Below are 24,601 nucleotides of genomic sequence, written 5' to 3' on the forward strand. Positions count from 1 at the left end.
GCACCTGATCGCACCCCGACCCCGCCCCCAGGAAAGGCAACGCAGTGACCGAGATCTTCGAGTCGACCGGCCAGGCCCTGCTCTACGGAATCGTGGGCCTGGTCGTGATGGCCGTCGGCTTCATCGCGCTCGACCTCGTCACGCCCGGCAAGCTGTACCACGTGGTGTGGACCGACCGGAACCGCGGCGCGGCCGTCCTGCTGGGCAGCCAGTCCGTCGCCGTGGGCCTGGTCATCATGAAGGCCATCGAGGCGAGCGAGTCCGAGCAGGGCCTCGGCTACGGCCTGGTCAGCACGCTGCTGTACGGCCTGGCCGGCGTGCTGGTGATGACCGTCGTCGGCATCGTGATCGGCGTGTTCACGCCGGGCCAGATGGGCGCGGTCGTCCTCGCCGACGAGGACAGCCGTCCGCACCCCGCCGCCTGGGTCCAGGCCGGCATGTACCTGGGCACCGGGTTCATGGTCGGCGCGGCGATCTCGTAACGACGCCCCAGCATGAGCGCCACCACCGTGCAAGGCCGCGACACCACCGCGACACCCTCCCGCCCCCCGGCCGTCCGCCACACCCGGGGGGCCCGCTTCCTGCTGCTGTTCGCGGTCTTCCTCTGCGCGGCCTGCGGTCTCGTCTACGAGCTGGCGCTGACCGCACTGGGCAGCTACCTCATCGGCAACTCGGTGCTCCAGACGTCCGTGGTGATCTCCGTGATGGTGTGCGCCATGGGGCTCGGCTCCCTCGCCGCCAAGCCGCTGCGCCGCCGCGCGGTGGGCGCGTTCGCGCTCGTCGAGGGCGTGCTGGCGCTGGTCGGCGGGCTGTCGGTGCTGGTGCTGTACGCGGCGTTCGCCTGGCTCCAGCTGTACACCCCGGCGATGATCGTGGTCGCGGTGGCCGTCGGCCTGCTGATCGGGGCCGAGATCCCGTTGCTGATGACCCTGCTCCAGCGCATCCGACGGCAGGAGGCGGGCAGCGCGGTCGCCGACATGTTCGCCGTCGACTACATCGGAGCCCTGGTCGGCGGCCTGGGCTTCCCGCTGTGGCTCCTGCCGACGTTCGGCCAGCTGAAGGGCACGCTGGTGGTCGGCGTGGTCAACGCGGTCGCCGGCGTCATCGTGGTGGTGTTCATCTTCCGCCGGCAGATCCGGCGCTGGGTGCGCAACGCCCTGCTGGCCGGGGTCGCCGCCGTCCTGGCCGTGCTCGGTACGACGTATGTGCTCGCGGACGACCTGGAGATGACCGCGCGCCAGCAGATGTACCGGGACCCGATCGTCCACGCCGAGACGACGCCGTACCAGGAGATCGTCGTCACCCGCTCCACCGCCTTCACCGGCGCACCGGACATCCGGCTCTTCCTCAACGGCGACCTGCAGTTCAGCTCCGTCGACGAGTACCGCTACCACGAGTCCCTGGTCCACCCCGCGCTCGCCGGCTCCCGCGCCAACGTGCTGATCATGGGCGGTGGCGACGGGCTCGCCCTGCGCGAGGTGCTGCGCTACGACGACGTACAGCACGTCACCCTCGTGGAACTGGACCCGGCGATGACCCGGCTCGCCCGCGACTTCCCGCCCCTGCGCGACCTCAACGACAAGGCATTGGACGACCCGAGGGTCACGGTGGTCAACGCCGACGCCTTCAACTGGCTGCGCGGCGGTGTCCGCCAGCGCTACGACGCGGTCGTCATCGACTTCCCCGATCCGGACACGGCGGCGCTGGCCAAGCTGTACTCGGTGGAGTTCTACCACCTGCTCGGTCAGGTCCTCACGCCGCAGAGCAGGGTGATGGTGCAGAGCGGGTCGCCGTTCTTCGCGCCGAAGACGTACTGGTCGATCGCGAAGACGATCGAGACGGCCGGCTATTCGACCTCCCAGTTCCAGGTGGACGTACCGAGCTTCGGCAACTGGGGTTTCGTTCTCGCCTCCCCCGGCCGCACGACATCCCCGCCCCTGCGCCTGGCCCCGAACGCCCCGCGCCTGCGCTACCTGGACCAGGCGGTCCTGAAGGCCGCTTCGGTGTTCCCTGTGGACCGCCGCCCCCAGGAGGTACGGCCGAGCACACTGATGGACCCGGCCGTGCTGGACTACGTCCTGGACGAGTGGGAGAACTACTGACCGCCCGGCCGACATGCCGGACGGCGGACTCCTCGTCCCGTCCTTCGTTGCGGGTCACTGCGATCCGACGGCCGCCAGCGTCGCGCTGATCGGTTCGAGATCGGCGATCAGCGCGTCGAGTTCGGCGGGAGACAGGGCGTCGTACGGTGGGGCGGCGAGTTCGTCGGTGAGCGCTTCGATGTGTTGCTTGGTCTCGCGGCCGGCGTCGGTGAGCCGGCCCTCGGTGTCGACCAGTCCGCGCTCGCGCAAGCCGTTCATCACTGCGGCCAGCCGCTTCTTCGGCAGGTGATGGATGCGCCCGAACGACTCCGGCGGGTGGATGCCCATGTCCAACGCGGACAGCACGTGGGCCTCGGTGCCGCCGATGCGCGCCCCGACGAGAGCCGCGACATGCCCGTCACCGCGGTACTCGCGCAACATGGTCGCGGAATGCCACAGCCGGGCGACCGGGTCGCTCGGCAGCGGAAGGGTGCGCATCCCGGCGTACATCACCCGGCCTTCCATGGGCGCGCTCGTCGCGGCTCTGGTGGTCAGTTCGGCGGCGCGCACCAGACCCGGGGAACCGGCCAGTTCCTCGCCGAGGATCCGCCGTAAGGAGGCCGCGCTGCCCCGCTCCCGCGCGGCGACGGACGCTTCGGGCGGGATCGTCTCCCAGGCGCTCGGGATGTGCCGTGCTGCCTCCCCGTCGGCGAAGCTGTAGAAGGCCGCGTGCACGACGTGCGCCGGCACCCGCCCGAGTGGCGCGGCGCGGCTGGCGAAGTAGCCGTCCCAGTAGGTGCGGTGGCCCAGCGCGGCCAGCTCCTCGTTGCACTCGTCGGCGAAGTACGTGACCAGGCAGATCGGTTCCAGGAGCTCGTGCATGCGGCGCGCGGTGTCAGTCATGGCGCACATCATGCCCGCGCTCACCCCGCCAGGGCGCGACGGAGGAGTCGGACGCGTCGAAAGTGGTCCAAGGGCTTGACCGTGGTGAGTGGCGTCGTTAGCTTTCGTCAGGTCTGCCACTTGGACACTGTTCACGATCTCGAACATCGTTGGTGTCCTGCCGAGCCGCTGAGCGGCGACCGGGGCGGCACAGCGCACAGCGGCAACCTCCCGTCGAACCAGCACGCATGTGGCCGCACCCGCTCATGGGAGCGCTCCCAAAGGCGGGTGCGGAAGAAGAACGGCAGCCAGGAGGAGGAGTCATGACACAACGTCGGAACGAGCCCGAGAGCGGGAGCGGGAGAGCGCCGAGCCGGAGGGCGGTCCTGGCGACGATGGGGGCCCTGCCCATCCTCACCTCCACGGCGTCGGTGGCGAGAGCCTCCGACAGTGCGGCCGTGACGGTCGCGGCCACGGCGGTCATCGACCCGTCGGCCACGCGGCAGACCATCCGCGGCTTCGGCGGCATGACCCACACGGCCTGGATCGGCGATCTCACGGCGGCCCAGCGGGACATGGCCTTCGGCACCGGCGACGGTCAGTTGGGGTTCTCCCTCCTCAGGATCCCCGTGCCCGAGGACCGGGCCGCCTGGAGCCGCGATCTGGCGACGGCGAAGCGCGCGGCCGACCTCGGGGTGGCCGTCATCGCGTCACCGTGGAATCCGCCCGCCTCCATGGTCGAGACCTTCGTCCGCGGCAGCCAGACCGACGCGCGGCGTCTCAGGTACGACATGTACGGAGCCTACGCCCAGCACCTGAACGACTTCACCACGCACCTGCGGAACAACGGCGTGAACCTGTACGGCATTTCGGTGCAGAACGAACCCGACTACGCGCACGACTGGACCTGGTGGACCCCCGCCGAAATGCTGCGGTTCCTGCGGGAGAACGCCGGCTCGATCGGCACGAGGGTCATCGCGCCGGAGTCCTTCCAGTACCTGAAGAACATGTCGGACCCGATCCTCAACGACCCGGTCGCCCTCGCCAACGTGGACATCATCGGGGCCCACCTCTACGGCACGTCGTTCGCGAACTTCCCTTATCCCCTCTTCAAGCAGAAGGGCGCGGGCAAGGAGCTCTGGATGACGGAGGTCTACTACCCCAACAGCTCGGACTCGGCGGATCTCTGGCCGCAGGCGCTCGATGTGGGCGAGCACATGCACCGGGCCATGGTGGACGCCGAGTTCCAGGCCTACATCTGGTGGTACATCCGGCGCGGCTACGGCCCCATGCGCGAGGACGGCCGGATCAGCAAGCGCGGTGCCGCCATGGCGCACTTCGCCAGGTTCGTGCGACCGGGATACGTCCGGATCGGGGCGACGGCGAATCCGGCGACGAACGTCTACGTCTCGGCGTATCGCGGCGGTGGCTCCACCGTCGTGGTCGCCGTCAACAAGGCGGCCGCGGCGGTCAGTCAGCAGTTCACCCTGGCGAACGGCGCCGGATCCAGCGTCGCTTCGTGGCTGACCGACGCGAGCCGGAACGTCGCGTCCCAGGGTACGACCGGCGTGTCGAACGGCTCCTTCACCGTCACGCTGCCGGCGCGCAGCGCGATGACGTTCGTGATCCGCTGAACCGGACGTACGCGACGCCCCGGGGCTCATGCCCCGGGGCGTCGACCGGTACGGTCCGCCGACAGTGGATCGGCGCCGTTCCTCACACGAACGCGCTCTGTCCGGTGATCGACTTGCCCACGATCAGGGTGTTCATCTCGCGGGTGCCCTCGAAGGAGTAGATCGCCTCGGCGTCGGCGAAGAACCGGAAGATGTCGTGGTCCAGGAGGATGCCGTTGCCGCCGAAGATCTCCCGGCTCCAGGCCACGACCTCCCGCATCCGCGAGGTCACGAACGCCTTGGCCAGGGAGGAGTGTTCGTCGCGGAAGATCCCGGCGTCCTGGAGCCGGGCGAGCTGTACGAGCATGGCCCAGGAGGCGGTGACATTGCCGAGGCTCTTGACCAGGAGGTCCTGCACGAGCTGGAAGCCACCGATGGGGCGGCCGAACTGCTCACGCTCACGGGCGTAGTCCAGGGCCAGTTCGTAGGCCCCGACCATGACGCCGAGCGCCTGCCAGGCCACCCCGGCGCGGGTCGCGCGCAGGATCTCGGCGACGTCGCGGAAGGAGTTGATGCGCTGGAGACGGTTGGCCTCCGGGACCCGGACGTCGGTCAGGGTGATCTCGGCGTTCTCGACGATGCGGAAGGCGACCTTGTTCTGGATCTTCTCCGGCGCGAATCCCGGGGTGCCCTTCTCGACGACGAATCCCTTGACGTGGTTGTCGTCGACGTCCCGCGCCCATACGACGACGTAGTCGGCGAAGGTGGCGTTGCCGATCCACTTCTTCGCGCCGTTCAGGATCCAGCCGTCGCCCTCGCGGCGGGCGGTGGTGCGCATGCCGCCGGCGACGTCGGAGCCGCCGAGGGGCTCGGTCATCGCGAAGGCGCCGATCTTGTCCATCGCGGCCATCGCCGGCAGCCAGCGGTCGCGCTGTTCCTGGCCCCCGCCGGAGTGGACGGAGTACATCGCCAGGCCGTTGTGGACGCCGAAGAAGGTCGACACCGAGGCGTCGGTGCGGGCCATCTCCAGGGCGAGCATGCCGGACAGGAGGTTGCTCACGGCGGGCTTGTGCTCGCCGTAGCCCTCGTAGGGCAGGCCGGCCAGGCCGCTGTCGCGGAACAGGCCGATGAGCTCCCGGGGGAACTCGCCCTTGGCCCAGTTGTCGCTCACCAGCGGCTTGACCTGGTCGCGCATGAGGGCGCGGGCCTTGAGGAGGATCTTGCGCTCCTCGTCCGGGAGCAGCGACTCGTAGTGGTAGAAGTCGGCGGTCAGTTCGTCGGCGAGGGGGCCGATCGTCGGGGTGGTCATCTCAGTTCTCCTCCTTTGCGTGGTCCGTGCCGGTCGCGCGGTCCAGCGCGTCCAGAACGGCCAGTTGCTTGCGGTCGCGCGTCTCGGTGAGTTCCGAGTACGTGGAGGAGCCGTAAGCCTTCTCCACGGCTTCGATGAGCCGTTCCTGTTGGGCGGGGGTCTGTGCGGGGCGGCCGGGGCCGTCTTCCAGGGCCTGCATCGAGGCGCCGATGTGTGCGACCAGGTGCCGGTAGCCGCCGGGGCCCCCGCCCAGATGGGAGCCGAGGAACGGGCCGACCGTGGCCCAGCGCGGGCCCAGCGAGTTGGTCACGACCCGGTCGAGGTCCTCGGGGGTGACCACGCCCTCCTCGACGAGGTGGACGGCCTCGCGGCTGAGCGCGTTCTGCAGGCGGTTGCCGACGAACCCGGGGATCTCCTTGCGTTCGACGACCGGGGTGCGGCCCACCGAGGTGTAGAAGTCCAGCGCGGCCTGTACAGCGTCCTCGCCGGTGCGTTCGCCGGGGACGACCTCGACCAGGGGCAGCAGGTGCGGGGGGTTGAAGGGGTGGCCGATCAGGACGCGGGCGGCATCCTCGTCGGACAGGTCACCCGTGAAGGCCGTGGCGGGGATCGCGGACGAGGAGCTGAGCAGCAGCGCGTGTGCGGGGGCCTCGCGGGCGAGGGTGGCGAACAGGTCCCTCTTGAACTCGACGCGTTCGGGGCCGTTCTCCTGGACGACGTCCGCGTCCCGGACCGCCTCGGTCAGGTCGGCCGCCGGGTGCACCAGGTCTGCGAGGCCGCTCACGTCCAGGCCGCGGGCGGCCAAGTGCGGGGCGTACTGCTCCAGGGCGTCGGAGACCGCCTCGGCGAGGTCCTCGCGCGGGTCGCTCACCCGTACGGTCAGGCCGTGCGCGGCGAACAGGGCCGTCCAGGACAGTCCGATGGTTCCGGCGCCGATGACGGCGGCCGTCCGGAAGGCGGGGGCGCGGAAGGCGGGGGCGGGGGTCATGACGCGACTCCCTTCAGGTAGTCGTGGACCGGCTCGACGCCGTTCAGCGTCAGGTCGGTGAGGATGTGGGTGGCGGAGACGACCTCCAGGACCGGCAGGTCCGCCAGCGGGGCGAGGACGTGCGCGAACAGCTGGAGCCGGGCGGGGCCGGTCCAGGCCTCCTTGACGGTGAGGTCGGTGATGCGGGTGCGGACGAGTTCCTGCACGCGCGGCAGCCCGTCGTAGCCGGGGACGGTCTTCAGCATGAACGTGGGCACGGAGATCTGCGCCTCGGCCTCGCGCCGGTCCAGCTCGTGGTGCTTGTAGCCCATGGTGGCGGTGGCGACCCGTAGTGAGCCGTGATCGAGGGTGCCGACGAGCGCGCCGGAGTCCACGTACAGCGACGGGGAGCCGATGACCTTCGGGTAGGCGGCGACCTCGCGGCCGGAGGCGGTCGCCGGGAAGTTGTCGAGGTACATGGCGTGCAGGTATTCGCCGTGCTCGCCGTCGAAGCGGACGGGGATCGCCTGGCCGGCCTCGGTGTAGGGGCCGTAGCCGCTGACGTCGCCCATCTTCATGACCTCGAACCGGACCAGCGGCTCGTCGATCCGCAGCGGTTCGGGGACGACGGCCCGCAGCGCGTCGGGGTCGGTGCGGTAGACGACGTTGAGGTACTCGCGGTCGGTGAACCGGGGGGCCGTCGGCGCGAACGCCGGGCTGGTGAGCGGAGTGGTCAGGTGCTGTCGCACGTCCTCGGCACGCATGCCGCTCACCGTCCCGTCCAGCGCGGCGGGCGGCGCTCGGCGAAGGCGGTCATGCCCTCGCGTACGTCGTCCGAGGCCATCAGGGTCTTCATGGCGCCGCGCTGGAAGGCGAAGGCCTCGGCGTCGGGGGTGCCGTCGGCGGCGCGGACGACCCGCTTGACGGCGGCCAGTGCGAGGGGGGCGTTGTCCGCGAGCCGTTCGGCGAACCGGAGGGCCTCGGCGACGGCCTGCCCCTTGGCGACGACCCGGTTGGCCAGGCCTAGTTCGCCGGCGCGGCGGCCGTCGACGGGCTCGCCCGTCAGGAGCAGTTCCATGGCCAGGTGGTGCGGGATGCGCTTGGGCAGCCGGATCACGCCGCCGCCCGCGGCGATCAGGCCGCGCCTGACCTCGGGCAGGCCGAACCGGGCGTCCTCGGCGGCGACGATCAGGTCGCAGGCCAGGGCGAGTTCGAAGCCCCCGCCCATGGCGAAGCCCTCCACGGCGGCGATCAGGGGCTTGGTGGGCTCGGCCTCGGTCAGGCCGCCGAAACCGCGGCCCTCGATCTCGGGCGACTCGCCGCGCAGGGCGGCCTTGAGGTCCATGCCGGCGCTGAACGTACCGCCCTCGCCGGTCAGGACGCCGGCCCGCGCGGTGGGGTCGGCCTCCAACTCGTCGAGAGCGGCGGTCAGTTCGGTGGCGACGGCCGCGTTGACGGCGTTGCGGGACTCGGGGCGGTCGAGGGTGATGAGGAGGGTGGAGCCGATGCGTTCGGTGCGGACGACGGGGGTGACAGGGGTGCTCATGGGGGGTCTCCTGTGCCGGTCAGCGGATGGGGGGCCTGGCTGGTCAGCGGGTGGCTGAGAGTTCGGCGAGGATGTCCTCGGTGTCCTGGCCCGCGACCGGGGCCAGACAGCGGATCGAGCCGGGGGTGGCGGAGAAGCGCACCGGGATGCCGATGGTGCGGACCGTCCCTTCGGTGGGGTGCTCGACGCTGTCCAGCAGGTGGCCGTCCTGGACGTACGGGTCTTCGTGGGCGCGGTCCAGCTCCAGTACCGGGGCCATCGGGATGCTGTGCTTGGCGCACACCTCCGCCCACTCCTCGGTGGTGAGCTCCGGGGCGCACGCGGCGACCAGCTCGGCCAGGTCCTCGTGGTCGACGCCGTCGATGGTCTCCCCGGCCACACGCGGGTCCTCGGCGAGGTCCGGGCGTCCGGCGGCGGTGAAGAAGTCCCGGTAGTTCCGCGGGTTGTAGGGGATGACGCAGGCCAGACCGTCCTTGGTGCGCACCGCCTTGTGCCCCTTGAGCATCGACAGGTGGAAGCCGGTGGGGCCCATCTCGGGCACGTAGGTGTGGCCCGCCAGGTGTTCGACCATGTTGAACGCGATCATCGTGTCCGTCATCGGGATCTCGACGAGCTGTCCCCGGCCGGTCCTGTCGCGGTGCAGCAGGGCGGCGAGGACGCTGTAGGCGATGGTCAGGGAGGAGACCTTGTCGGCGATGATCGTCGGCAGGTAGACGGGCTCGCCCAGTGCCCGGTCGGCGATGTCGACCAGGCCGGACGCCGCTTGCACGCTCTCGTCGTAGGCGGCGTCGCCGGCCCGGTCCGAGTCGCTGCGGAAGCCCTGGGCGTGCGCGTAGACGAGGCCGGGGCTGCGGGTGGCGATGTCGTCGTAGGACAGACCGAGGCGGTGCAGGGCGCCGGGCCGCATGTTGGTGATCAGCACGTCCGCGGTGTCGATCAGCCGGAGCGCCCGCTCGCGGTCCGTGTCGTCCTTGAGGTTGAGGGAGACGCTGCGCTTGTTGCGGTTGACGTTGAGGTTCAGCGGGGTCATGCCCGGGGTGGTGCGGTACTGGCCGGCGCGGACCGTGTCGGAGGGCGATTCGATCTTGATCACGTCGGCGCCGAGGTCTCCGAGGATCTGGGCGGCGTAGGGGCCCATCACCACGGTCGACAGGTCGATCACGCGGATGCCCGCCAGGGGGCCGGTGACGGTGTCTTCGAGGTCCGTCATGGTTTTTCCTCACTTCTCGCTTCACGACTTCCGTGCATCTGGCAACCAAGTTACAGCGGAAAGCGCGTGAGGCGAAGCCGAGGAAATGACCGAATGGCGAAAAGCGGTATGACCGCAGCGGTCATACCGCTTTTCGAAGGGGATTTCCTGCGTTTATGAACGGAGCGGTTCGGCGAACACCTCGCGGACTGCTGTCACGAGTTCTTGCAGGTCACCGCCCTCACCGCGATCCTTGCGCCAGAGCAGTCCGGTCTCCATCTGGGGATTGAAATCGGAGAACGGAAGGAGGGTGACATTGTCGAGATGGAAATTATTGACCGGACTCTTGTGATCCAGCATGGAAATGGAGAAAGCCAGCCCGCTGGACACTATCTCGGAGATTCCATCGAATGTGGTACTGCTGATTTCGATGCGCTTTTTGATACCGAGTTCGTTCAGCTGTTGTTCGAGCCCACGGAAGTACGCGGTGGTCACTCCCAGGGGGGAGACCACGTAGGAGAGCTCGGCCAGTTCCGTCAGGGCGACGGACTCGCGCCCGGCGAACCGGTCCCGGGGAACGACCGCGCCGAGCCGTTCGGACATCACCGGCAGCAGTTCCAGCGCGGGGTCGCCACCTGCCGGGAGACGGGCCAGGGTCAGCGCGAGCCTGCCGTCGCAGACGGCATCGACGAGACGGTCGTTGCCGCCCGGCCAGCGCTTGATCTCGAACCGCTCTCCGACCCGCTCGGCCAGGGCGTCCATCCGCTCCCGCAGATCCGGATGGATGCCGCTGGGCACACCGACCAGCAGGGTGGTCCGCTGCGGCCGGGCCGTCTCGTCCAGCCGCCACCGGATGGAGTCGACCTGTTCCAGTACGCCTCGCGCGATCGGCAGCAGTGCGGTGCCGGCCTGTGTGAGGGCCACATGGTGGGTGTCGCGGTCGAAGAGGCGGTGCCCGAGTTCCTTTTCGAGGTCCTTGATCCGTCTGCTCAACGGGGAGGCCGCCATGTGCAGCTTGCGGGCCGCGGTGGAGAAGTTCAGTTCCTGGGCGACAGCGACGAAGTAACGCAGATGCAGGAGTTCCACGGTGCCACCGTAGAGGGCCACGCGAAGGGCGTGATCAAGGGCCTCGACGGAGCGTCCGAGTATGCCCGCCTGCCGTTGTCCGTCCGGGCCGCCGTCATCACGCTCGCGGGCGCGGCGGATCGGAGGGTGGGGTGGGCGCAGGGACGGAGGCGGGGGCGGAGACAGGGCGCAGGATGGCGCGGGCCCGAGCGGTGTGACGGTAGTGCACGTGCCGTCCGGCGCGTTGGCGTTGGACCAGGTCGGCGGCCAGGAGGCGGGAGAGGTGGAAGGAGACCGTCGCCGGTGCGAGGTGGTGCAGCGCGGCCAGCGCCGCGGTGGTGCGCGGCTCGGCCAGGCTGTGCAGGATCGCCAGCCGGGTCGCGCCGAGGACCGGGGCGATCTGGGCAACGGCGTCGCCCGAGGCGGCGATCGGGATGGCGAGTTGGGCTTCGCCGGGGCGAAGAGGTGCGTGCAGGCCGACGCGGTCCAGGAAGAGGGTGGGGATGAGGGTGACCGGGTGCTCCCCGCCCACCTCCCCGTCGAAGCCGGAGGCGACTTTCAGGGCACCTTCCTGCCAGCGCAGGGAGGAGTGCAGGGCCGCCAGGGCGTTGCCGAGCCCTTCACGGGCCGCGACCGCGCCGTGCCGTTCCACGAATCCCTCGAAGCCCGCGGTGATCTGCGGCCAGTGCGGTGCCATCGCCTTCGACCAGAGCCAGTGCAGTTCGCTCGCGAGCCGCTCCCTCAGGTCGCTCTCACCGACCTCGATACGGGACCGCACCTGTTCGTCAGCGGGGGCGAGCTCTCCGTCCCGCAGCCATGGGCAGCGGCTGCTGCGTGCCTGTCCTCCGGTGAGGAAGGCGGTGAACTGGGTGCCCACCGTGCCGGTTGGTGTCGTGGCGACGGCGTGCAACTGGTCCTCGACCGTCGGCAGGAAGGCACGAGGTGCCGGAGTCAGGAGTTCCGGCAGGTAGGTGGTGTATCCGCGGGTGACGGCCGCGAGGGTCGGCAGTCGGCCGGAGGACAGCAGTGCCCGGACGTGGCGGTGCCTGCGCGATGCATTGGGTGCCTCCGAGACGCCGACCAGGGCCGCGGCCAACTCCCCCACGGGCGAGATGGCCCAGCGCAGTCCGGCCAGTCGCCCGGCCGGCATGTGCACGTCGATCACGGATTCGCCCCTCCTGAGCATCACTTCGTCGCGCGGGCCCCTGACAGGCCACGATTCGAGCCTGCTCGAATCAACGCCTGCGACCGCGTCCCGGTTCCTAGGCTCCAGGGGCCGTAGGCGGTGCGTGTGACACGCCTGCCCGGTTATTCACCTGTTCACCGTTGCATCCGAAGGAAAGGCACCACCTCGTGCACCAGCAGATGATCTTTGTGAACCTCGCCGTTCATGACCTCGACGCATCGAAGAAGTTCTTCGGCGCGCTGGGATTCCGCGCCGACGACCAGTTCAGCGACGACACGACGGCCGCCATTCCTCTCAGCGACACCATCAACGTCATGCTGCACACCCACAAGAAATACGCCGAGTTCACGAAGAAGCAGATCGTCGATTCGAGAACGTCGAGCGAGGTGCTCCTCGCCCTGAGCGCCCCCAGCCGCCAGGGCGTCGACGACCTGGTCGACAAGGCGATAGCCGCGGGAGGCTCCCCCACCGGCGAGCCTCAGGACCACGGCTTCATGTACGGCCGTGCCTTCGACGACCTCGACGGACACACCTGGGAGGTCATGTGGATGGACCCGACAGCAGCACAGGGATGAGCCGCTTGCGGCGCTGATCGAAGCCCGGCGACCGCGCCTAACCCGACGCGGTCGCCGGGCCTCCCCCACCGCGACCGCCGTCGCCTCCAGCCGGGAGATCAGAAGCGAGTTCACGCCTGCGGGCCGCGAAGACTGAACCGCAGCGCAGCATCAGCGTTGGCAAGATCCATGCGCGCGTCATCAAGACGACGGTCCTGACAATTCTCAGGTACCGCCGGCTCCCCGTCCTTTCCATAGTTCGAGTTGTCCTCCAAGCCCCGGCCTCATCACGGGGTTCCTTCCACAGACAGGAAGAGACGACTCTCATGCGCCTGTTCCGTTCCACCCTCGCCACGGTCGCGGCACTGTGCACGGTCGCCACCGGTATCGTCCTCGCCCAGCCTCCGCAGCCCGCCACGGCCGCGGCCTCCGACTGCGTGGGAGGCAAGCGCGGCTTCCGCGACCACCCGGACAACGCCTCGGGCGATTACAAGAAGCCGCGGGAGTTCTGGGTCGGCAACGTCCACTTCACGCTCGAGAAGGGCGTCTACGGCACCATGCAGATCGGCTTCGGCAAGATCAGCGGTCAGACCCGGCCCGGCGACAAGGTCTGGATGGACTGGCGGGCAAACGGCTGGGACAACGCCGACTCCATGTCCCCCTGGCTCCAGTGCGGTCCCTTCACCGTCCGGTCCGCGGGGCAGAGCCTGACCACGCCCTTCCGGCGGACCAGCACCGACCCCGCGTACCAGTTCCGGGTCTGCGGCTCACTGGTCACGGACCCGCCGGCCAAGTGCTCCGCCTGGTGGTAGACCACGCCCAGACCGTCACCTTCACCGGGCAGTTCCACATGAGCACCCTGGACTGCGGAGGCCGGCCGTTCAGTGGCCGTGTGCCGGGAGGTTGGTCAGGCCGGTGTCGAGCATGATGCGGTCGATCGTCTCGGTGAGGGTGCTGGACGCGTCGATGACGGTCTCCAGGACGCCGGGCAGGAGGTCGAGGTTCCGGTACCAGGCACGCAGCTCCGTCGCACCGTATTCGTCGGCCTGAGGTTTGGTGGCGTGGCGGGCCAGGGTCTCGTCGAAGGGCACGTGCAGGTAGTACCCGTGGGTCGGGCCACGGTGGTCGGCGGCCAGTCGGGTCAGCATGTCGCCGTAGTGGTCGGCGTACAGCATGCCCTCGACCACGACGTGGAAGCCCGCGTCCAGCGCGTAGCGGGCGGTCAGGTCGATGAGGCCGATGTTCGCCGCGCCGGGCCGGTCCCGCTCGCGCAGCACGATCCGGCGGAGGTTGTCCTGGCCGACCAGAGCCAGGCCTCTGCCGAAACGCTCGCGCAGGCCGGCCGCGACGCTCGACTTCCCCGAGGCCGAGTTGCCGCGCAGCACGATCAGCCGGGTGCTCTCCGATCCCACCGTCACGGCGGCCACCCTATCGGCGCGTGCCACACGTATGTCGGGACCTGCCGCTGCGGCGGACCCCGACGTGCACGTCTCACTCAGTCGTAAGTCGTCGGCGGTCTTGGGACCCGTCACCCCTGCTCGGTGATCATTTTGATCAGGGCCTGGGCCGTGTTGCCGTCGGAGTCCATGCCTTGCATCTCCGCGCCCTCGAACGTGGCGACCTCGGCGCTGCGGGGGAACATGACCTGCTCGTACTCGGTGAGCGCGGCCTCGATGTCGTCGGGGTGGGCGGCGAGGGCAGCCCCGAGGTCGGCGCCGTCGAGCATGGCGAGGTTGGCGCCTTCGCCGTTCGGGGCCGCGAGGTGGGCGGCGTCGCCGAGCAGGGTCACCCCGGGCGCCCGGTCCCACCGGTGCCCGGTGGGCAGTTGGTAGTGGGAACGCAGGACCGGCGCGGTGTCGGCGTCGGTGATCAGCGCGGTGAGTTCCGGTGCCCAGCCCTCGAACTCCGCCGCGAGCCGCGCGGTGGCCGCGGCGGCGTCGGTGAAGTCGATGGCGGCGAACCAGCCGAGCGGCCTGGACAGTCCCACGTAGGCGTGCAGGGTCGCATCCTTCTCGCGGTGGGCGAAGAGGTCCGCACCCGGCGAGGGAGCGATCAGCATCCCACCGCCGACCGCCTTCGCGGCGGCCGGGTGCCGGGTGTCGGCGTCGAACAGGTAGGTCTCCACGGACGACGTGCCGGCGTACTCGGGTGTGGCGGTGGAGAGCAGCGGCCGGACCCGTGACCAGGCGCCGTCCGCGCCGACCAGCAGGCTGGTGACGACGGTGGTGCCGTCGGCGAACGTCACCTCGTGGCGGCCCCCGCCGAGGGCCCGCGTGCCGCCGGCCTTGCGCCCCCAGCGGACGGTGCCGGCCGGGAGCGAGTCGAGCAGGATCTGCCGCAGGTCGGCGCGCTGCACCTCGGGGCGGCCGCCAGTGCCGTCGTCCGGCTTGTCCAACAGGACGGTGCCGTCCCGGTCGAGGACCCGCATCGCCTGGCGGCCCTCCAGGACGATGGCGTGGAACTCGTCCATCAGACCGGCTGCCTTGAGGGCGAGCTGGCCGTTGTAGTCGTGGATGTCGAGCAGCCCGCCCTGCGCGCGGGCCGTCGGGGAGGACTCCGCCTCGTAGACCGTGGCCGGTATGCCGTGCAGGTGCAGGACGCGGGCCAGGGTGAGGCCGCCGAGTCCGGCTCCGATGATCGTGACGGGAGTGCGCATCGTGGCTCCTTCGGGATCGGGCCGTCCGGGGACTCCGGACGGCCGCCTCCGGAAACCTGTCAGGCCCCGCCCACGCGGGACCGACAACCGACCGACAGCGCCCGACAGGTGACCGACACCCTGTGTCGCCGCCGCCCGCCTGCCGCCCGCCCGATCGCCGCACAGCGCACGGAGACGCCACCGCCCGCCCCCTGACCGGAGGCGGGCGGTGGGCCGTGGCACAGTCGGCTCACGGAGCGAGGCGGTACGCGTTGGTGATCGTCTCGCGGACGGTGTTGCCGGCCTTGTCCTTCAGGTCCACCCGGAAGGAGACGGCCTCGGCGGTGGCCGGGTGCTTGACCGTCACCGAGCGGGCGCCCTGCGCGTCGGTCGTGACCGTGAGCGGCTTCCAGGTCCGGCCGTCGTCGTAGGAGATGTGCACGGTCAGGGTGGCGACCTGCCCGGCCGCGGCGGCCGCGCCGCTGAGCTTCAGGGGGACCGTGAGGGTGCTGCCCGCCGGAGCCGTGCCGCGCAGGCTGAGCTCGGGAGCCAGCCGTACCGTCGACAGCGGCAGCCTGGTCGTGCCGTCCGAGGCCGGCCGGGCCGAGGTGAAGGTCCACACCCCTGCCACCCGCGTGCTGGTGGAGGTGTCCTCCGCGGCGCGGTTCGCCTGGACCGTGAGGCGGTACGGGGCGGAGGCGGCGGGGACTTCGGCGGTCAGCCAGTCGCTGGCCGGGCCCTCGCCGAGGATCCGCCCGCCGGATTCCAGCCGGGCGAAGCCGCCGGTGACGGCGGAGTCTCCCTGGTTGCCGCTGCCGTCGTTGAACAGCGGGATCCTGGCGCTGATGTGGTCACCGGTCCGTTCGGCGCCCTGCTGCTCCGGGCTCCCCGCGGCGAGATCGGGGCCGACCACACCGGTGTTGAACCGCAGCGTGTGGCTGGAGCCGGGCTTGTAGCTCACCCACTCCTTCGTGTAGGTCATGCGCGCCTCGCCGTCGGCGTTGAGTTGCGCGGCCTGCCAGGACCAGCGCACGCCGGTGGTGGTGAGGTAGTGGGTGGTGGCATACGGCAGGTTCCGCAGCGGTGGTTCGTGGATGTTGACGGTGAATCCGTCCTCGTCCATCGGCGTGATGTGGACCTGGCCCTCGGCCCCGGTGACGGAGGCCCCGAAGCCGAGCTTCACCTCGGCGAGTTCGGCCCGGGTGAGGGTGCGGTCCAGGCCGGTGAAGAAGCTTCCCTCGCGGTTGAAGGCGAGCCGGTAGTCGACGTTCTTGCCGGGTGTCTTCCAGACGCCGTTGAACTGGGCCCGCATGGTGTCGGACGCCGGGCCGAGGGCGGCGGTGCGGATCGGCGGAACACCGCTGGTGGACCAGGAGTTGGAGGCGCCGGAGGCCTGGTCGCCGTAGCCGACGACGGAGGTGACGAGCTGCGCGGCCGGGTCGGGGACCCGCACGACGAACGGCTTCGCCTTGCGGGAGTCGAGGGTGACCATGACGTTCTTGGTCACGTCCAGAACGGGTTGGACGAAGAAGCCCAGCTCGTTGTCCTTGCCGAAGACCAGGCCCTCCAGTTGGTAGGAGCCCTTGGGCATCCGCTGGACCACGGTGCCGTCCTCGGTCTCCGGGAGCTCGACGCTCTTCCCGCTCCCGTCGGCGGGCCTGATCGTGGTCGCGTAGGTGCCCGGGACGGCGCCGTCGGTGCCGATGTGCCGCACCGTGACGTCGTAGGACTCCACCTCCCGGTCGACCACGAGACCGGTGCGTACCTGCTGGCCGTCTCCCGACGCGAGCACGCTGCCGCCGAAGACGCCGTCGACGGTGCCCTGGCGGGTGTCGGCGGTGACGGTGGTCTGTGCGGTGCCGCCGGCCGGAACGGTGAGCCGGGCGTCCTTGACGGTGAACATGCCGGCCGGGGCGGGATGGCCGGAGGAGTCGGTGCCGGACGCGCTCAGGCTCAGGGTGACGGCCTTGGTTCCGTGGTTGCGGTAGGTGAGGGTCTTGGAGACCGGTGTGTCGTCGGTGTGCGGCCAGGCCTGCGTGCCGAAGCCGAGGGAGCCGGGCTCGGAGACGACCACGGCGGTGGCCGCGCGCTCCAGGTCCACCCGGCCGGCGCCCTGCTGATGGGCGTTCAGCAGCGGGTTGGGCTCGGCCGCACCGGTCAGGAGCGCCTTCACCCGGGCCCCGTCGAAGTCCGGGTGCTGCTGGAGCACCAGGGCGGCGGCGCCCGCGACGTGCGGGGTGGCCATCGATGTGCCGGAGAGCGGTACGTAGTCCTCGCCCGGGGGCTGGTGGCTCTGCGTGGTCCGGGCGGCGGTGATGTCGACGCCGGGGCCGGTGATGTCGGGCTTGGGTGTGCCGTCGAGGTTCGGGCCGCGGCTGGAGAAGTCGGCGATCGCCTCCTCCTTGTCCACGGCTCCTACGGTGAGCGCCTCGGGGGCGCTGCCGGGCGACCAGATGGTGCGGGCCCCGTCGCCCGCGTTGCCCGCGGCCACGACGAACAGGGCCTTGCTGGAGAGCCGGGCGAGGGCCGCCTCCTTGGGGTCGGTGCCCGGGGTGTCCAGGGAGCCCAGGCTCATGTTGACGACCTGCGCGCCCTGGTCGACGGCCCACTGCATGCCGGCGATGATGTTCGAGGCCAGTCCGGTGTTGTCGTCGTCCAGGACCTTGGCGTCGAGCAGTTGCACGTCGGGGGCGACGCCCTTGTAGCGGCCGCCGGACTTCGCGCCGCTGCCGGCGATGATGGAGGCCACGTGCGTGCCGTGCCCGTAGCGGTCCTCCTCGTCGGGTGACTCGCTGAAGTTCTTCTGCGCCACTTCGGCGCCCTGGAGGTCCGGGTGGGTCTGGTCCACGCCCGTGTCCAGGACCGCCACCTTGACGCCCTTGCCGGTGTGGCCCGCCTTCCACATGGTCGGCGCGCCGATCTGCGGCACGCTCTCGGCCAGGGCGCCCCGGACCTTCGCGTCCAGCCAGACATGGGCGACGGGGCTCGCGGGGGCGGATCTCGCGCCTGCGGCCGCGCTGTCTGTCGTGCTGCCTGCTGTGCTGCCTGCCGTGCTGTTTGCCGTGCTGTTTGCCGTGCTGTTTGCCGTGCGGGCCGGTGAGCGGCCCGTGACGGCCGCCCACAGCGCCGGGGCGCCGGACTTGGGCACCTCGAAGGCCTCGCCGCCCACCGCGGGCAGCGCGCGGCGCTCCCGGAGGGCCACGCCCTCGAACGGGGCGCGGGAGTCGGCGGAGGACCGTGCGGCGGCGCGCTCCTGGCGGTAGCCGACGATCAGCGGCAGGGCGGTGCGGTGCGCGTCGTCGTATCCGTCCTTGACCAGGTGTGCGACGTCGAAGAGGCGGCGGTCGAGCACGCCGTCGGCGACCAGGCGCAGGGCGTCCTGCGGGACGACGTAGGTGTGGCCTGCCTCGCGCCGGACCGAGATGCCGATTCCCTCGCGGCCCTTGCCGCGCTCGAGCCGGACGACCTGGCCGTCGGAGCCGACGGCGACGCGGTCGCCGGTGATCAGCGTGACGGTCGCCGGCGGCCTCGCCTTCGCCGGAGGAGTCGTCCCCTCGTGCGCGGCGGAGCCGGCGGCCCGCGCCGGATGGCTGTCGGCCGGTGCTGCCCCGGTGAGCAGCGCGCCCGCGAGAACGGCGGCCAGAGTCGCCGTTCTCGCGTGTGCAGTGGATCCCACGTGCGTCCCCCCGTTTGTGTGCACTTACTTCGTCAAGACCGGTGGCGCACGGATGTCGTGTCGGCCCTGCGCGCCGTTGACGGTCGAAGCATCACAGGGAGTCCATGCGCGGCGGTCCTGACATGTGTCAGGGCAGCCGGGTCACCGGTCTGGCCGTCCGGCGGAGGGAGCAGGTCCCGGTGTCGCTCGTCGGTGTCAGGGTGCGTGGGGGTGCTGGAGCCCCTGGAGCAGGAGGGCGATCAGGCGGCGGGGTTCGTAGCGGGGGTCGTTGTCGCGTCCGACGCAGAGGTTGCCGATGCCGCGCATCAGCTCGTAGGGCTGCGTGCCGGGCCTGATATCGCCGGCGTCGACCGCCGCGTCGAGCAGGTGGGCGCAGACGGGCAGCAGGCGGTCGAGGAAGTAGGTGTGCAGCGCGGCGAAGCGGTCGCTGTCGGACTGCAGGGCGTCGGCGAGTCCGTGCTTGGTGACCAGGAAGTCGACGAAGAGGTCGATCCACTGGCGCAGTGCGTCGAACGGTGAGTCGGCAGTGGCCAGCAGGGTGGGGCCGGCCTCGGCGCACTCTTCGATCTGGTGGTGGTAGACGGCCGTGACCAGATCCGCCCGGGTCGGGAAGTGGCGGTAGATCGTGGCCATCCCGACGCCCGCCCGCGCCGCGATCTGACGGATCGGCGCGTCCACACCGGAGGCGACGAACACCTCGGCGGCGGCGGCGAGCACCGTCTGGCGGTTGCGCTGGGCGTCGGCCCGCTTGCCGCGCGACGGCGGCTCCCCTGCGTGGCCCTCGGTGGCCATCACGTACTCCTTCGACACCGGTTGACAAAACGGAGCGTTGCTCCGAATACTGAACCCACCACTAAGTGGAGCGTTGTTCCGTTTCAGGTTAGCCGAAGCGGGGCGCTTCCGACGACCTGCCCGCCTGCCCTCCTCCGGTCGCAGGAGACCGGCGGAGGGCAGGTGTCACCGAAAGGGAGCCCACACCGTGAGCACAGACACCACTACCACCACCGCCCTGGCCACACCCGTTCCGGTCCTGTCCTTCAGCCCTGTAGTCCTCTCCATACCCGGACGTCCCGTGGACCTCCAGGTGCGCGTCTCCGCTCCCGCCACCGGTACCGGCCTTCCCGTCCTCCTCCTCTCCCACGGCCACGGTCCCTCGAACAACCTCTCCTCGCTGAACGGCTACGCGCCGCTCGCCAACTTCTGGGCGGCCCACGGATTCGTCGTCGTCCAGCCCACCCACCTCACCTCCAGGACACTGACCGACCTGGTCGCCGACGCCCCCGGAGCCCCCGACTTCTGGCGCTCCCGCGCCGAGGACATGACCCACATCCTCGACCGGATGGACGTGATCGAGAGCACCGTGCCGCAGCTCGCCGGGCGGATCGACCCCGACAGGACCGCCCTCGCCGGACACTCGCTCGGCGGCTTCACCGCCGCCCTCCTCCTGGGTGCCGGGATCACCGACCCCGGCACCGGCAACGTGGTGCGCCTCCTCGATCGCCGGATCAAGGCAGGCGTGCTGCTCGCCGCACCCGGCAGGGGCGGCGACGTCCTCAACGGACCCATGGCCGAGCAGTGGCCGATCATCGGGGCCGTCGACTTCTCCACCATGACCACACCGACCCTGGTCGTCGCCGGCGACAAGGACGACCCCCGGCACTTCACGGACATGGGGCCGGACTGGCACGCCGACCCCTACACCCTCTCCCCCGGCCCCAAGACCCTGCTCACCCTGTTCGACGCGGAGCACGGACTCGGCGGCATCGCCGGATACGACGCCGCCGAGACCACCGACGAGAACCCCCGGCGGGTCGCCGCCCTCGCCGAACTCACCGCGGCCTACCTCCGCACCCAGCTTCTCCCCGGCGCCGCCTCCGCCTGGCACACCGCGTGCGAGGCCCTCACCACCGGCCCCGATCCGGTGGGCCGAGTCGAGGCGAAATAGCCCCCTCAAGGTCGGCGGCGGCAAGGTCGGCGAGCGCGTACGACTCACACGGACGCACGGGTCGGCGAGGCAGCCGAGGGAACGAGCCGTGGCGGGGCGAGCCGGTTCCGGGCAGACCGGACAGGGGCGCACGAAGGGAGGCAAGCACCCTTCCCGGGCCGGGACGGCCGAAAAGGTCCTGGACGACTGAAAGGAGTCAACGAAGCATGAGGGCCTGACCCCTTCCACCCCCCGCTCACCCCACCAGTCGATCGCGAGGAAGGCTCTTGGTCACCATCCATGAGGTCGCACGAGATGCGGGTGTCTCACCCAGCACCGTCTCCTACGCCATCAGCGGGAAGCGGCGTATATCCGACACCACGCGTCACCGGGTCGAGGAGAGCATGCGCAGACTGGGGTATGTCCCGAAACCTCTCCTCACGACCGGGCGGCCGGTCGGTCCGGGACAGAGACGGAAGGACATCGCCCTCTTCGCGCCGACCCGTCCGGGGGTGGACCTCGCCATCATCATGGGGTTCATCGACTGCATCTCCCGGTGGGCCAGGTCTCTCGGCTACCACACCCTGTTGTTCACCGAGGACGACGACGGCCGTGCCCTTCAGCAGGTCTCCGCGCAGCGGCTGGCCGACGCGATCATCGTCATGGACGTGGAGGGTGCCGATCCACGAGCGCCTCTCCTGCGGCACAGGCCCCACCCCGCCGTCCTGATCGGCCTGCCCGACGATCCCGGGGAACTGCACTGCGTCGACTTCAACTTCTCTCTGGCGGGGGCGCGTGCGGCCGAGTATCTCGCGGGGCTCGGTCGGCGGCATGTCGGATTCATCGGTTCACCCGCGTCCGTCTACCAACGGGGCACCAAGTTCGCCCAGTCACTCCTGGCGGGGCTCCAACACGCCGCCGGCCTTCACCGGTTGACCGTGGCCTGGTCCCCCTGCGAACTGGACGCCGACAATCCGCGCGAGCGTGTCGAGGCGCTCTTGCAGCGCATGCCCCAGATGTCGGGGCTCGTGGTGCACAATGAGGCCGCCCTCAGCCGGGTGCTGCTCGAACTGGAACGCCGGAACCTACGGATTCCGCGGGACGTGTCAGTGGTGGCGGTCCTCCCGGACGACGCGGCCCGCTCGTTCGATGAACGCATCGCGACGGTTCGTATTCCTGTGAGTGACATCAGCCGCGCGGCCGTGCGGATGGTCACGGCTCAGGTGGGGGGACCCGCCGCGCCGGAGATCCGCCTGCTGTCGCCGCAGCCCATCGGTGAGGTCGCGGTCATCCCCGGGCCGGGGCATCGGAAGCCAGCAGTTCCGCCAGATCACTGACGACGACATCCGCTCCCCTCTCGCGCAGACTCTCCGGACGCCCCGCCCGGTCGACGCCCACCACATACCCGAACCTCCCCGCGCGGCCCGCCTCGACGCCGACCACCGCGTCCTCGAAGACCACCGTCTCCTCGACGGCGGAACCCAGCCTGGACGCGCCCGCCAGGTAGGTGTCGGGGTGGGGCTTGCCCCGCAGACCGTCCCGTGCCGCGATCCGCGCGTCGACCCGCACGGGGAACACGTCCGACAGGCCGGCCGCCGCCAGCAGCGGCTCACAATTGCCGCTCGACGTCACGAGCCCGACCTTCAGTCCCCGTCCCGCCACCGCGGCCAGATAGGACACCGAGCCCGGATAGGACTGCACGCCGTGCTCCTGGATCAGCTGCCGGGACAGCTCGTGTTTGCGCCGGCCGAGCCCGGTCAGCGTGTTGGTACCCGGCGGGTCGTCTTCACGGCCGACGGGCAGCGTGATGCCGCGGGAGGCGAGGAAGCACCGCACTCCGTCGACACGCGGCTTGCCGTCCATATGGAGACGGTAGTCGTCGTCGGGGTCGTAAGGGGCGACCGGTGTGCCTCCGGCCGCCGTCCAGCCCGCCAGGAACTCGTTGCACGTCCGCTCCCAGGCGGCATTGTGCAGATGCGTCGTACGGATGACGACTCCGTCGAGATCGAACAGGCACGTGGTGATGTGGTCGGGCAATCCGGTCATGGGGTCCTTCCGCTCGCCTCGGGGCGTGGAACTCATCGGGCTTCGAGGCGTTCCGTCGAAACCCGTGCCTGGTGGTAGTGGAGCCGGACCGCCTCGATCACCAGGTCGACCTGAGGCTGCGTCAGGGCGGGCGAGCAGGGCAGCGAGACGATGCGCCGGGCCTGCTCCTCCGTTCTGCGCAGCGGCCGGGGCACGACGACCTGGTCCCGGAAGGCGGGCTGGCGGTGCGCCGGGACCTCGTAGTGCACGCGTGCGTCGACACCGGCGTCCGCCAGGGAGCGCAGGAGTGCGGGGCGGTCCTGGACCTGGATCACATAGTGGTGGACGACGGAGACATGGCCGGGGGCGCGCGGAGGAAGGGTGATCGGCAGGTCGGCGAAGGCGTCGTCGTAGGTCCGGGCCGTCGCCACGCGGCGGCTGTTGTCGCCATCGAGTCGCCCGAGGCGGACCCGCAGTGCCGCCGCCAGGATGCTGTCGAGACGAGCGTTGTCGCCGAGGACCGCCGCGAACCCCCGGTCCGCCAGGCCGTGGTTGCGCCAGGCCCGCAGCCGCTCCGCGGATTCCCGGGAACGGGTGAGGATCACTCCCGCGTCGCCGGGTGCCGGCAGGTTCTTCAGGGGGTGCAGGGAGAAGCACGAGAAGTCGGCCTGGGTGCCGACAGGCCGACCGTGGAGCCGCGCCCCGTGCGCTTGCGAGGCGTCGTCGAGCAGCACGAGACCGTGGTCGTCGGCCAGTTCGCGCAGCTCGTCGAGGCGGGCGGGGTAGCCGCGGAGGTCAACGGCCAGAACGGCGCGTGTCCGGGGAGATATCGCGGCGCGCACCGCGTCCACGTCGATGTTCTCGTCGTCGGCGACGTCCACGAGGACGGGACGGGCTCCGGCGAGCAGGATGGACGACACGGTGGCCAGAAAGGAGTTGGCTACGGTGATCACCTCGTCGCCGGCGCCGATTCCGGCCGCGCGCAGGGAGAGGACGAGTGCCGAGGTCCCCGAGGAGACGCCCACGGCGTGTTCCGCACCGCAGTACGCGGCGAACTCCCGCTCGAACTCTTCTACTTCGCGGCCGAGAACGTAGTCGCCGCGGACCAGGACACCTTCCATCGCGGCGAGCAGTTCCGTCCGCAGCTGCGGGTCGTGGACCGCGAGATCCACGAAGGGTACCTTCATCGGTTTGTGTTCTCCTCCGTCGTCGGTACGGGGATCAGCGGCGCTCGGCCGTCGGCTCCGCGCTCAGCAGGCCGAGCGAACTCTGTGTTCTCCTGACGTTGAAGTACCGGTCGTCGCTCAGTGGGCGGGGCAGCCGCCCGTCGGCGAACGCCGCGCACAGCTCGGCGACCGCTCCCTCCAACGTGCGCCGTGGGGCGAACCCCAGCGCCTCACGTGCCCGCGTGCTGTCGATGGCGTAGGAACGACGGTCGTCCGAGGGGGTCGTGGACAGCGTCGCCAGGGCGTGCGCCGGGCCGCGGCGGGAGTTGACCGCGCCGACGACGCGGCGTGCGATGTCGGCCACGGTGGCGTTCTCGCGCGCGGCGTTGAACACCGCGAGTCCGGTGTCGCGCAGCGGATGCTCCAGGGCCGCCAGCAGCAGGTCGCAGAGGTCGGCCACGTGGAGCGTCGGCCGTAGCTGCTCGCCGCCGAACACCTCGACACCGCCCCGGTTGACGGCGTGGTTGGTCAGGAGGTTGACCGTCAGGTCCAGGCGCTGACGCGGCGCGTATCCGTACAGGGCCGCGGGCCGAAGGGCCAGGGCGGTCATCGCCCCCGCGGCCTCGCCGCGCACGATGTCCTCGGCCCGCGCTTTGGTCTCGCCGTACACCGTGATCGGTTTCAGGGTGGACGTCTCGTGCACCGGCCCGTCGTTCGCGATCCCGTAGACGCTGGCGGACGAGACGAGGACGAAGCGTTCGGCTCCTGCCCTGCGCGCGGCGG

Annotated in this window: 22 protein-coding genes and 1 pseudogene; 8 read left to right on the forward strand and 15 right to left on the reverse strand. The window is 70.5% G+C overall.

Annotated features, from left to right (window positions below; all coding sequences use genetic code 11):
* Nucleotides 1–44 precede the first annotated feature (44 nt).
* Both K4B79_RS46265 and K4B79_RS46270 read left to right on the forward strand, forming a co-directional pair.
* Complete coding sequence (locus K4B79_RS46265) at nt 45–482, forward strand: DUF350 domain-containing protein (RefSeq protein WP_232033486.1); 438 nt, start codon at nt 45–47, stop codon at nt 480–482.
* A 12-nt stretch (nt 483–494) separates the two neighbouring features.
* Complete coding sequence (locus K4B79_RS46270) at nt 495–2,102, forward strand: polyamine aminopropyltransferase (protein WP_232033487.1); 1,608 nt, start codon at nt 495–497, stop codon at nt 2,100–2,102.
* 54 nt (nt 2,103–2,156) lie between these two features.
* Here the strand turns inward: K4B79_RS46270 and K4B79_RS46275 are convergent, their stop codons facing one another.
* Nucleotides 2,157–2,984 (reverse strand): SCO6745 family protein, encoded by an 828-nt coding sequence (locus tag K4B79_RS46275; RefSeq protein ID WP_232033488.1) that lies wholly within the window; start codon nt 2,982–2,984, stop codon nt 2,157–2,159.
* A 302-nt stretch (nt 2,985–3,286) separates the two neighbouring features.
* On the opposite strand from K4B79_RS46275, the gene K4B79_RS46280 reads away from it, so the two are divergent.
* Nucleotides 3,287–4,597: a glycoside hydrolase family 30 beta sandwich domain-containing protein gene (locus K4B79_RS46280; protein ID WP_269464784.1), complete on the forward strand. Its 1,311-nt coding sequence runs from the start codon at nt 3,287–3,289 to the stop codon at nt 4,595–4,597.
* 82 nt (nt 4,598–4,679) lie between these two features.
* Here the strand turns inward: K4B79_RS46280 and K4B79_RS46285 are convergent, their stop codons facing one another.
* The 7 genes from K4B79_RS46285 to K4B79_RS48470 form a co-directional block, all read right to left on the reverse strand.
* Complete coding sequence (locus K4B79_RS46285) at nt 4,680–5,885, reverse strand: acyl-CoA dehydrogenase family protein (RefSeq protein ID WP_232033489.1); 1,206 nt, start codon at nt 5,883–5,885, stop codon at nt 4,680–4,682.
* 1 nt (nt 5,886) lies between these two features.
* Nucleotides 5,887–6,873, reverse strand: coding sequence for a 3-hydroxyacyl-CoA dehydrogenase NAD-binding domain-containing protein (locus tag K4B79_RS46290; RefSeq protein ID WP_232033490.1), 987 nt, complete (start codon nt 6,871–6,873; stop codon nt 5,887–5,889).
* On the reverse strand, nt 6,870–7,616 hold the full coding sequence (locus K4B79_RS46295) for an acetoacetate decarboxylase (protein WP_232033491.1): 747 nt from the start codon (nt 7,614–7,616) through the stop codon (nt 6,870–6,872). Before K4B79_RS46295 ends, K4B79_RS46290 begins: the two co-directional genes overlap by 4 nt.
* Before the next feature lie 5 nt (nt 7,617–7,621).
* The gene (locus K4B79_RS46300; protein WP_232033492.1) at nt 7,622–8,398 is read right to left on the reverse strand and encodes a crotonase/enoyl-CoA hydratase family protein; all 777 of its coding nucleotides are present in this window, start codon (nt 8,396–8,398) and stop codon (nt 7,622–7,624) included.
* 43 nt (nt 8,399–8,441) lie between these two features.
* Entirely contained in the window at nt 8,442–9,608 is a 1,167-nt protein-coding gene (locus tag K4B79_RS46305; RefSeq protein WP_232033493.1) for a CaiB/BaiF CoA transferase family protein, read from the reverse strand.
* A gap of 153 nt (nt 9,609–9,761) precedes the next feature.
* Nucleotides 9,762–10,673, reverse strand: a complete 912-nt coding sequence (locus K4B79_RS46310) for a LysR family transcriptional regulator (RefSeq protein WP_232033494.1) — start codon at nt 10,671–10,673, stop codon at nt 9,762–9,764.
* Between the two features lie 97 nt (nt 10,674–10,770).
* Complete coding sequence (locus K4B79_RS48470) at nt 10,771–11,817, reverse strand: ArsR/SmtB family transcription factor (protein ID WP_232033495.1); 1,047 nt, start codon at nt 11,815–11,817, stop codon at nt 10,771–10,773.
* A gap of 188 nt (nt 11,818–12,005) precedes the next feature.
* Here K4B79_RS48470 and K4B79_RS46320 point away from each other — a divergent pair, with 188 nt between their 5' ends.
* Both K4B79_RS46320 and K4B79_RS46325 read left to right on the forward strand, forming a co-directional pair.
* Complete coding sequence (locus tag K4B79_RS46320) at nt 12,006–12,413, forward strand: VOC family protein (RefSeq protein WP_232033496.1); 408 nt, start codon at nt 12,006–12,008, stop codon at nt 12,411–12,413.
* A 305-nt stretch (nt 12,414–12,718) separates the two neighbouring features.
* On the forward strand, nt 12,719–13,204 hold the full coding sequence (locus tag K4B79_RS46325; RefSeq protein WP_232033497.1) for a hypothetical protein: 486 nt from the start codon (nt 12,719–12,721) through the stop codon (nt 13,202–13,204).
* Between the two features lie 69 nt (nt 13,205–13,273).
* Here K4B79_RS46325 and K4B79_RS46330 read toward each other — a convergent pair whose 3' ends face one another.
* The 4 genes from K4B79_RS46330 to K4B79_RS46345 form a co-directional block, all read right to left on the reverse strand.
* Nucleotides 13,274–13,819, reverse strand: coding sequence for an AAA family ATPase (locus K4B79_RS46330; RefSeq protein WP_232033510.1), 546 nt, complete (start codon nt 13,817–13,819; stop codon nt 13,274–13,276).
* Nucleotides 13,820–13,920: 101 nt separating this feature from the next.
* Nucleotides 13,921–15,048 carry an FAD-dependent oxidoreductase gene (locus K4B79_RS46335; RefSeq protein WP_232033498.1) on the reverse strand — a complete coding sequence of 376 codons (1,128 nt, stop codon included), beginning with the start codon at nt 15,046–15,048 and terminating at the stop codon, nt 13,921–13,923.
* Between the two features lie 229 nt (nt 15,049–15,277).
* Nucleotides 15,278–18,703: a S8 family peptidase gene (locus K4B79_RS46340; protein ID WP_232033499.1), complete on the reverse strand. Its 3,426-nt coding sequence runs from the start codon at nt 18,701–18,703 to the stop codon at nt 15,278–15,280.
* 195 nt (nt 18,704–18,898) lie between these two features.
* On the reverse strand, nt 18,899–19,495 hold the full coding sequence (locus K4B79_RS46345; RefSeq protein ID WP_232033500.1) for a TetR/AcrR family transcriptional regulator: 597 nt from the start codon (nt 19,493–19,495) through the stop codon (nt 18,899–18,901).
* Between the two features lie 187 nt (nt 19,496–19,682).
* Here K4B79_RS46345 and K4B79_RS46350 point away from each other — a divergent pair, with 187 nt between their 5' ends.
* The 3 genes and pseudogenes from K4B79_RS46350 (at nt 19,683) to K4B79_RS46355 (ending at nt 21,964) form a co-directional block, all read left to right on the forward strand.
* Nucleotides 19,683–20,648: an alpha/beta hydrolase family protein gene (locus K4B79_RS46350; RefSeq protein ID WP_232033501.1), complete on the forward strand. Its 966-nt coding sequence runs from the start codon at nt 19,683–19,685 to the stop codon at nt 20,646–20,648.
* A gap of 266 nt (nt 20,649–20,914) precedes the next feature.
* Nucleotides 20,915–21,043, forward strand: a pseudogene (locus tag K4B79_RS48810) (LacI family DNA-binding transcriptional regulator); the annotation flags it as partial.
* A 171-nt stretch (nt 21,044–21,214) separates the two neighbouring features.
* The gene (locus K4B79_RS46355) at nt 21,215–21,964 is read left to right on the forward strand and encodes a substrate-binding domain-containing protein (protein ID WP_232033502.1); all 750 of its coding nucleotides are present in this window, start codon (nt 21,215–21,217) and stop codon (nt 21,962–21,964) included.
* Here the strand turns inward: K4B79_RS46355 and K4B79_RS46360 are convergent.
* From K4B79_RS46360 to K4B79_RS46370, 3 genes are all read right to left on the reverse strand, one after another.
* Nucleotides 21,915–22,673 (reverse strand): HAD family hydrolase, encoded by a 759-nt coding sequence (locus K4B79_RS46360; protein WP_232033503.1) that lies wholly within the window; start codon nt 22,671–22,673, stop codon nt 21,915–21,917. The two genes, K4B79_RS46355 and K4B79_RS46360, sit on opposite strands and share 50 nt — an antisense overlap.
* Nucleotides 22,674–22,705: 32 nt before the next feature.
* Entirely contained in the window at nt 22,706–23,839 is a 1,134-nt protein-coding gene (locus K4B79_RS46365) for a DegT/DnrJ/EryC1/StrS family aminotransferase (protein WP_232033504.1), read from the reverse strand.
* 34 nt (nt 23,840–23,873) lie between these two features.
* Nucleotides 23,874–24,601 (reverse strand): NAD-dependent epimerase/dehydratase family protein (locus K4B79_RS46370; protein WP_232033505.1); only part of this gene is annotated, 728 nt, incomplete at its 5' end.

The sequence above is a fragment of the Streptomyces lincolnensis genome (assembly GCF_021173675.1).
Taxonomy (GTDB): Bacteria; Actinomycetota; Actinomycetes; order Streptomycetales; family Streptomycetaceae; genus Streptomyces; species Streptomyces lincolnensis_B.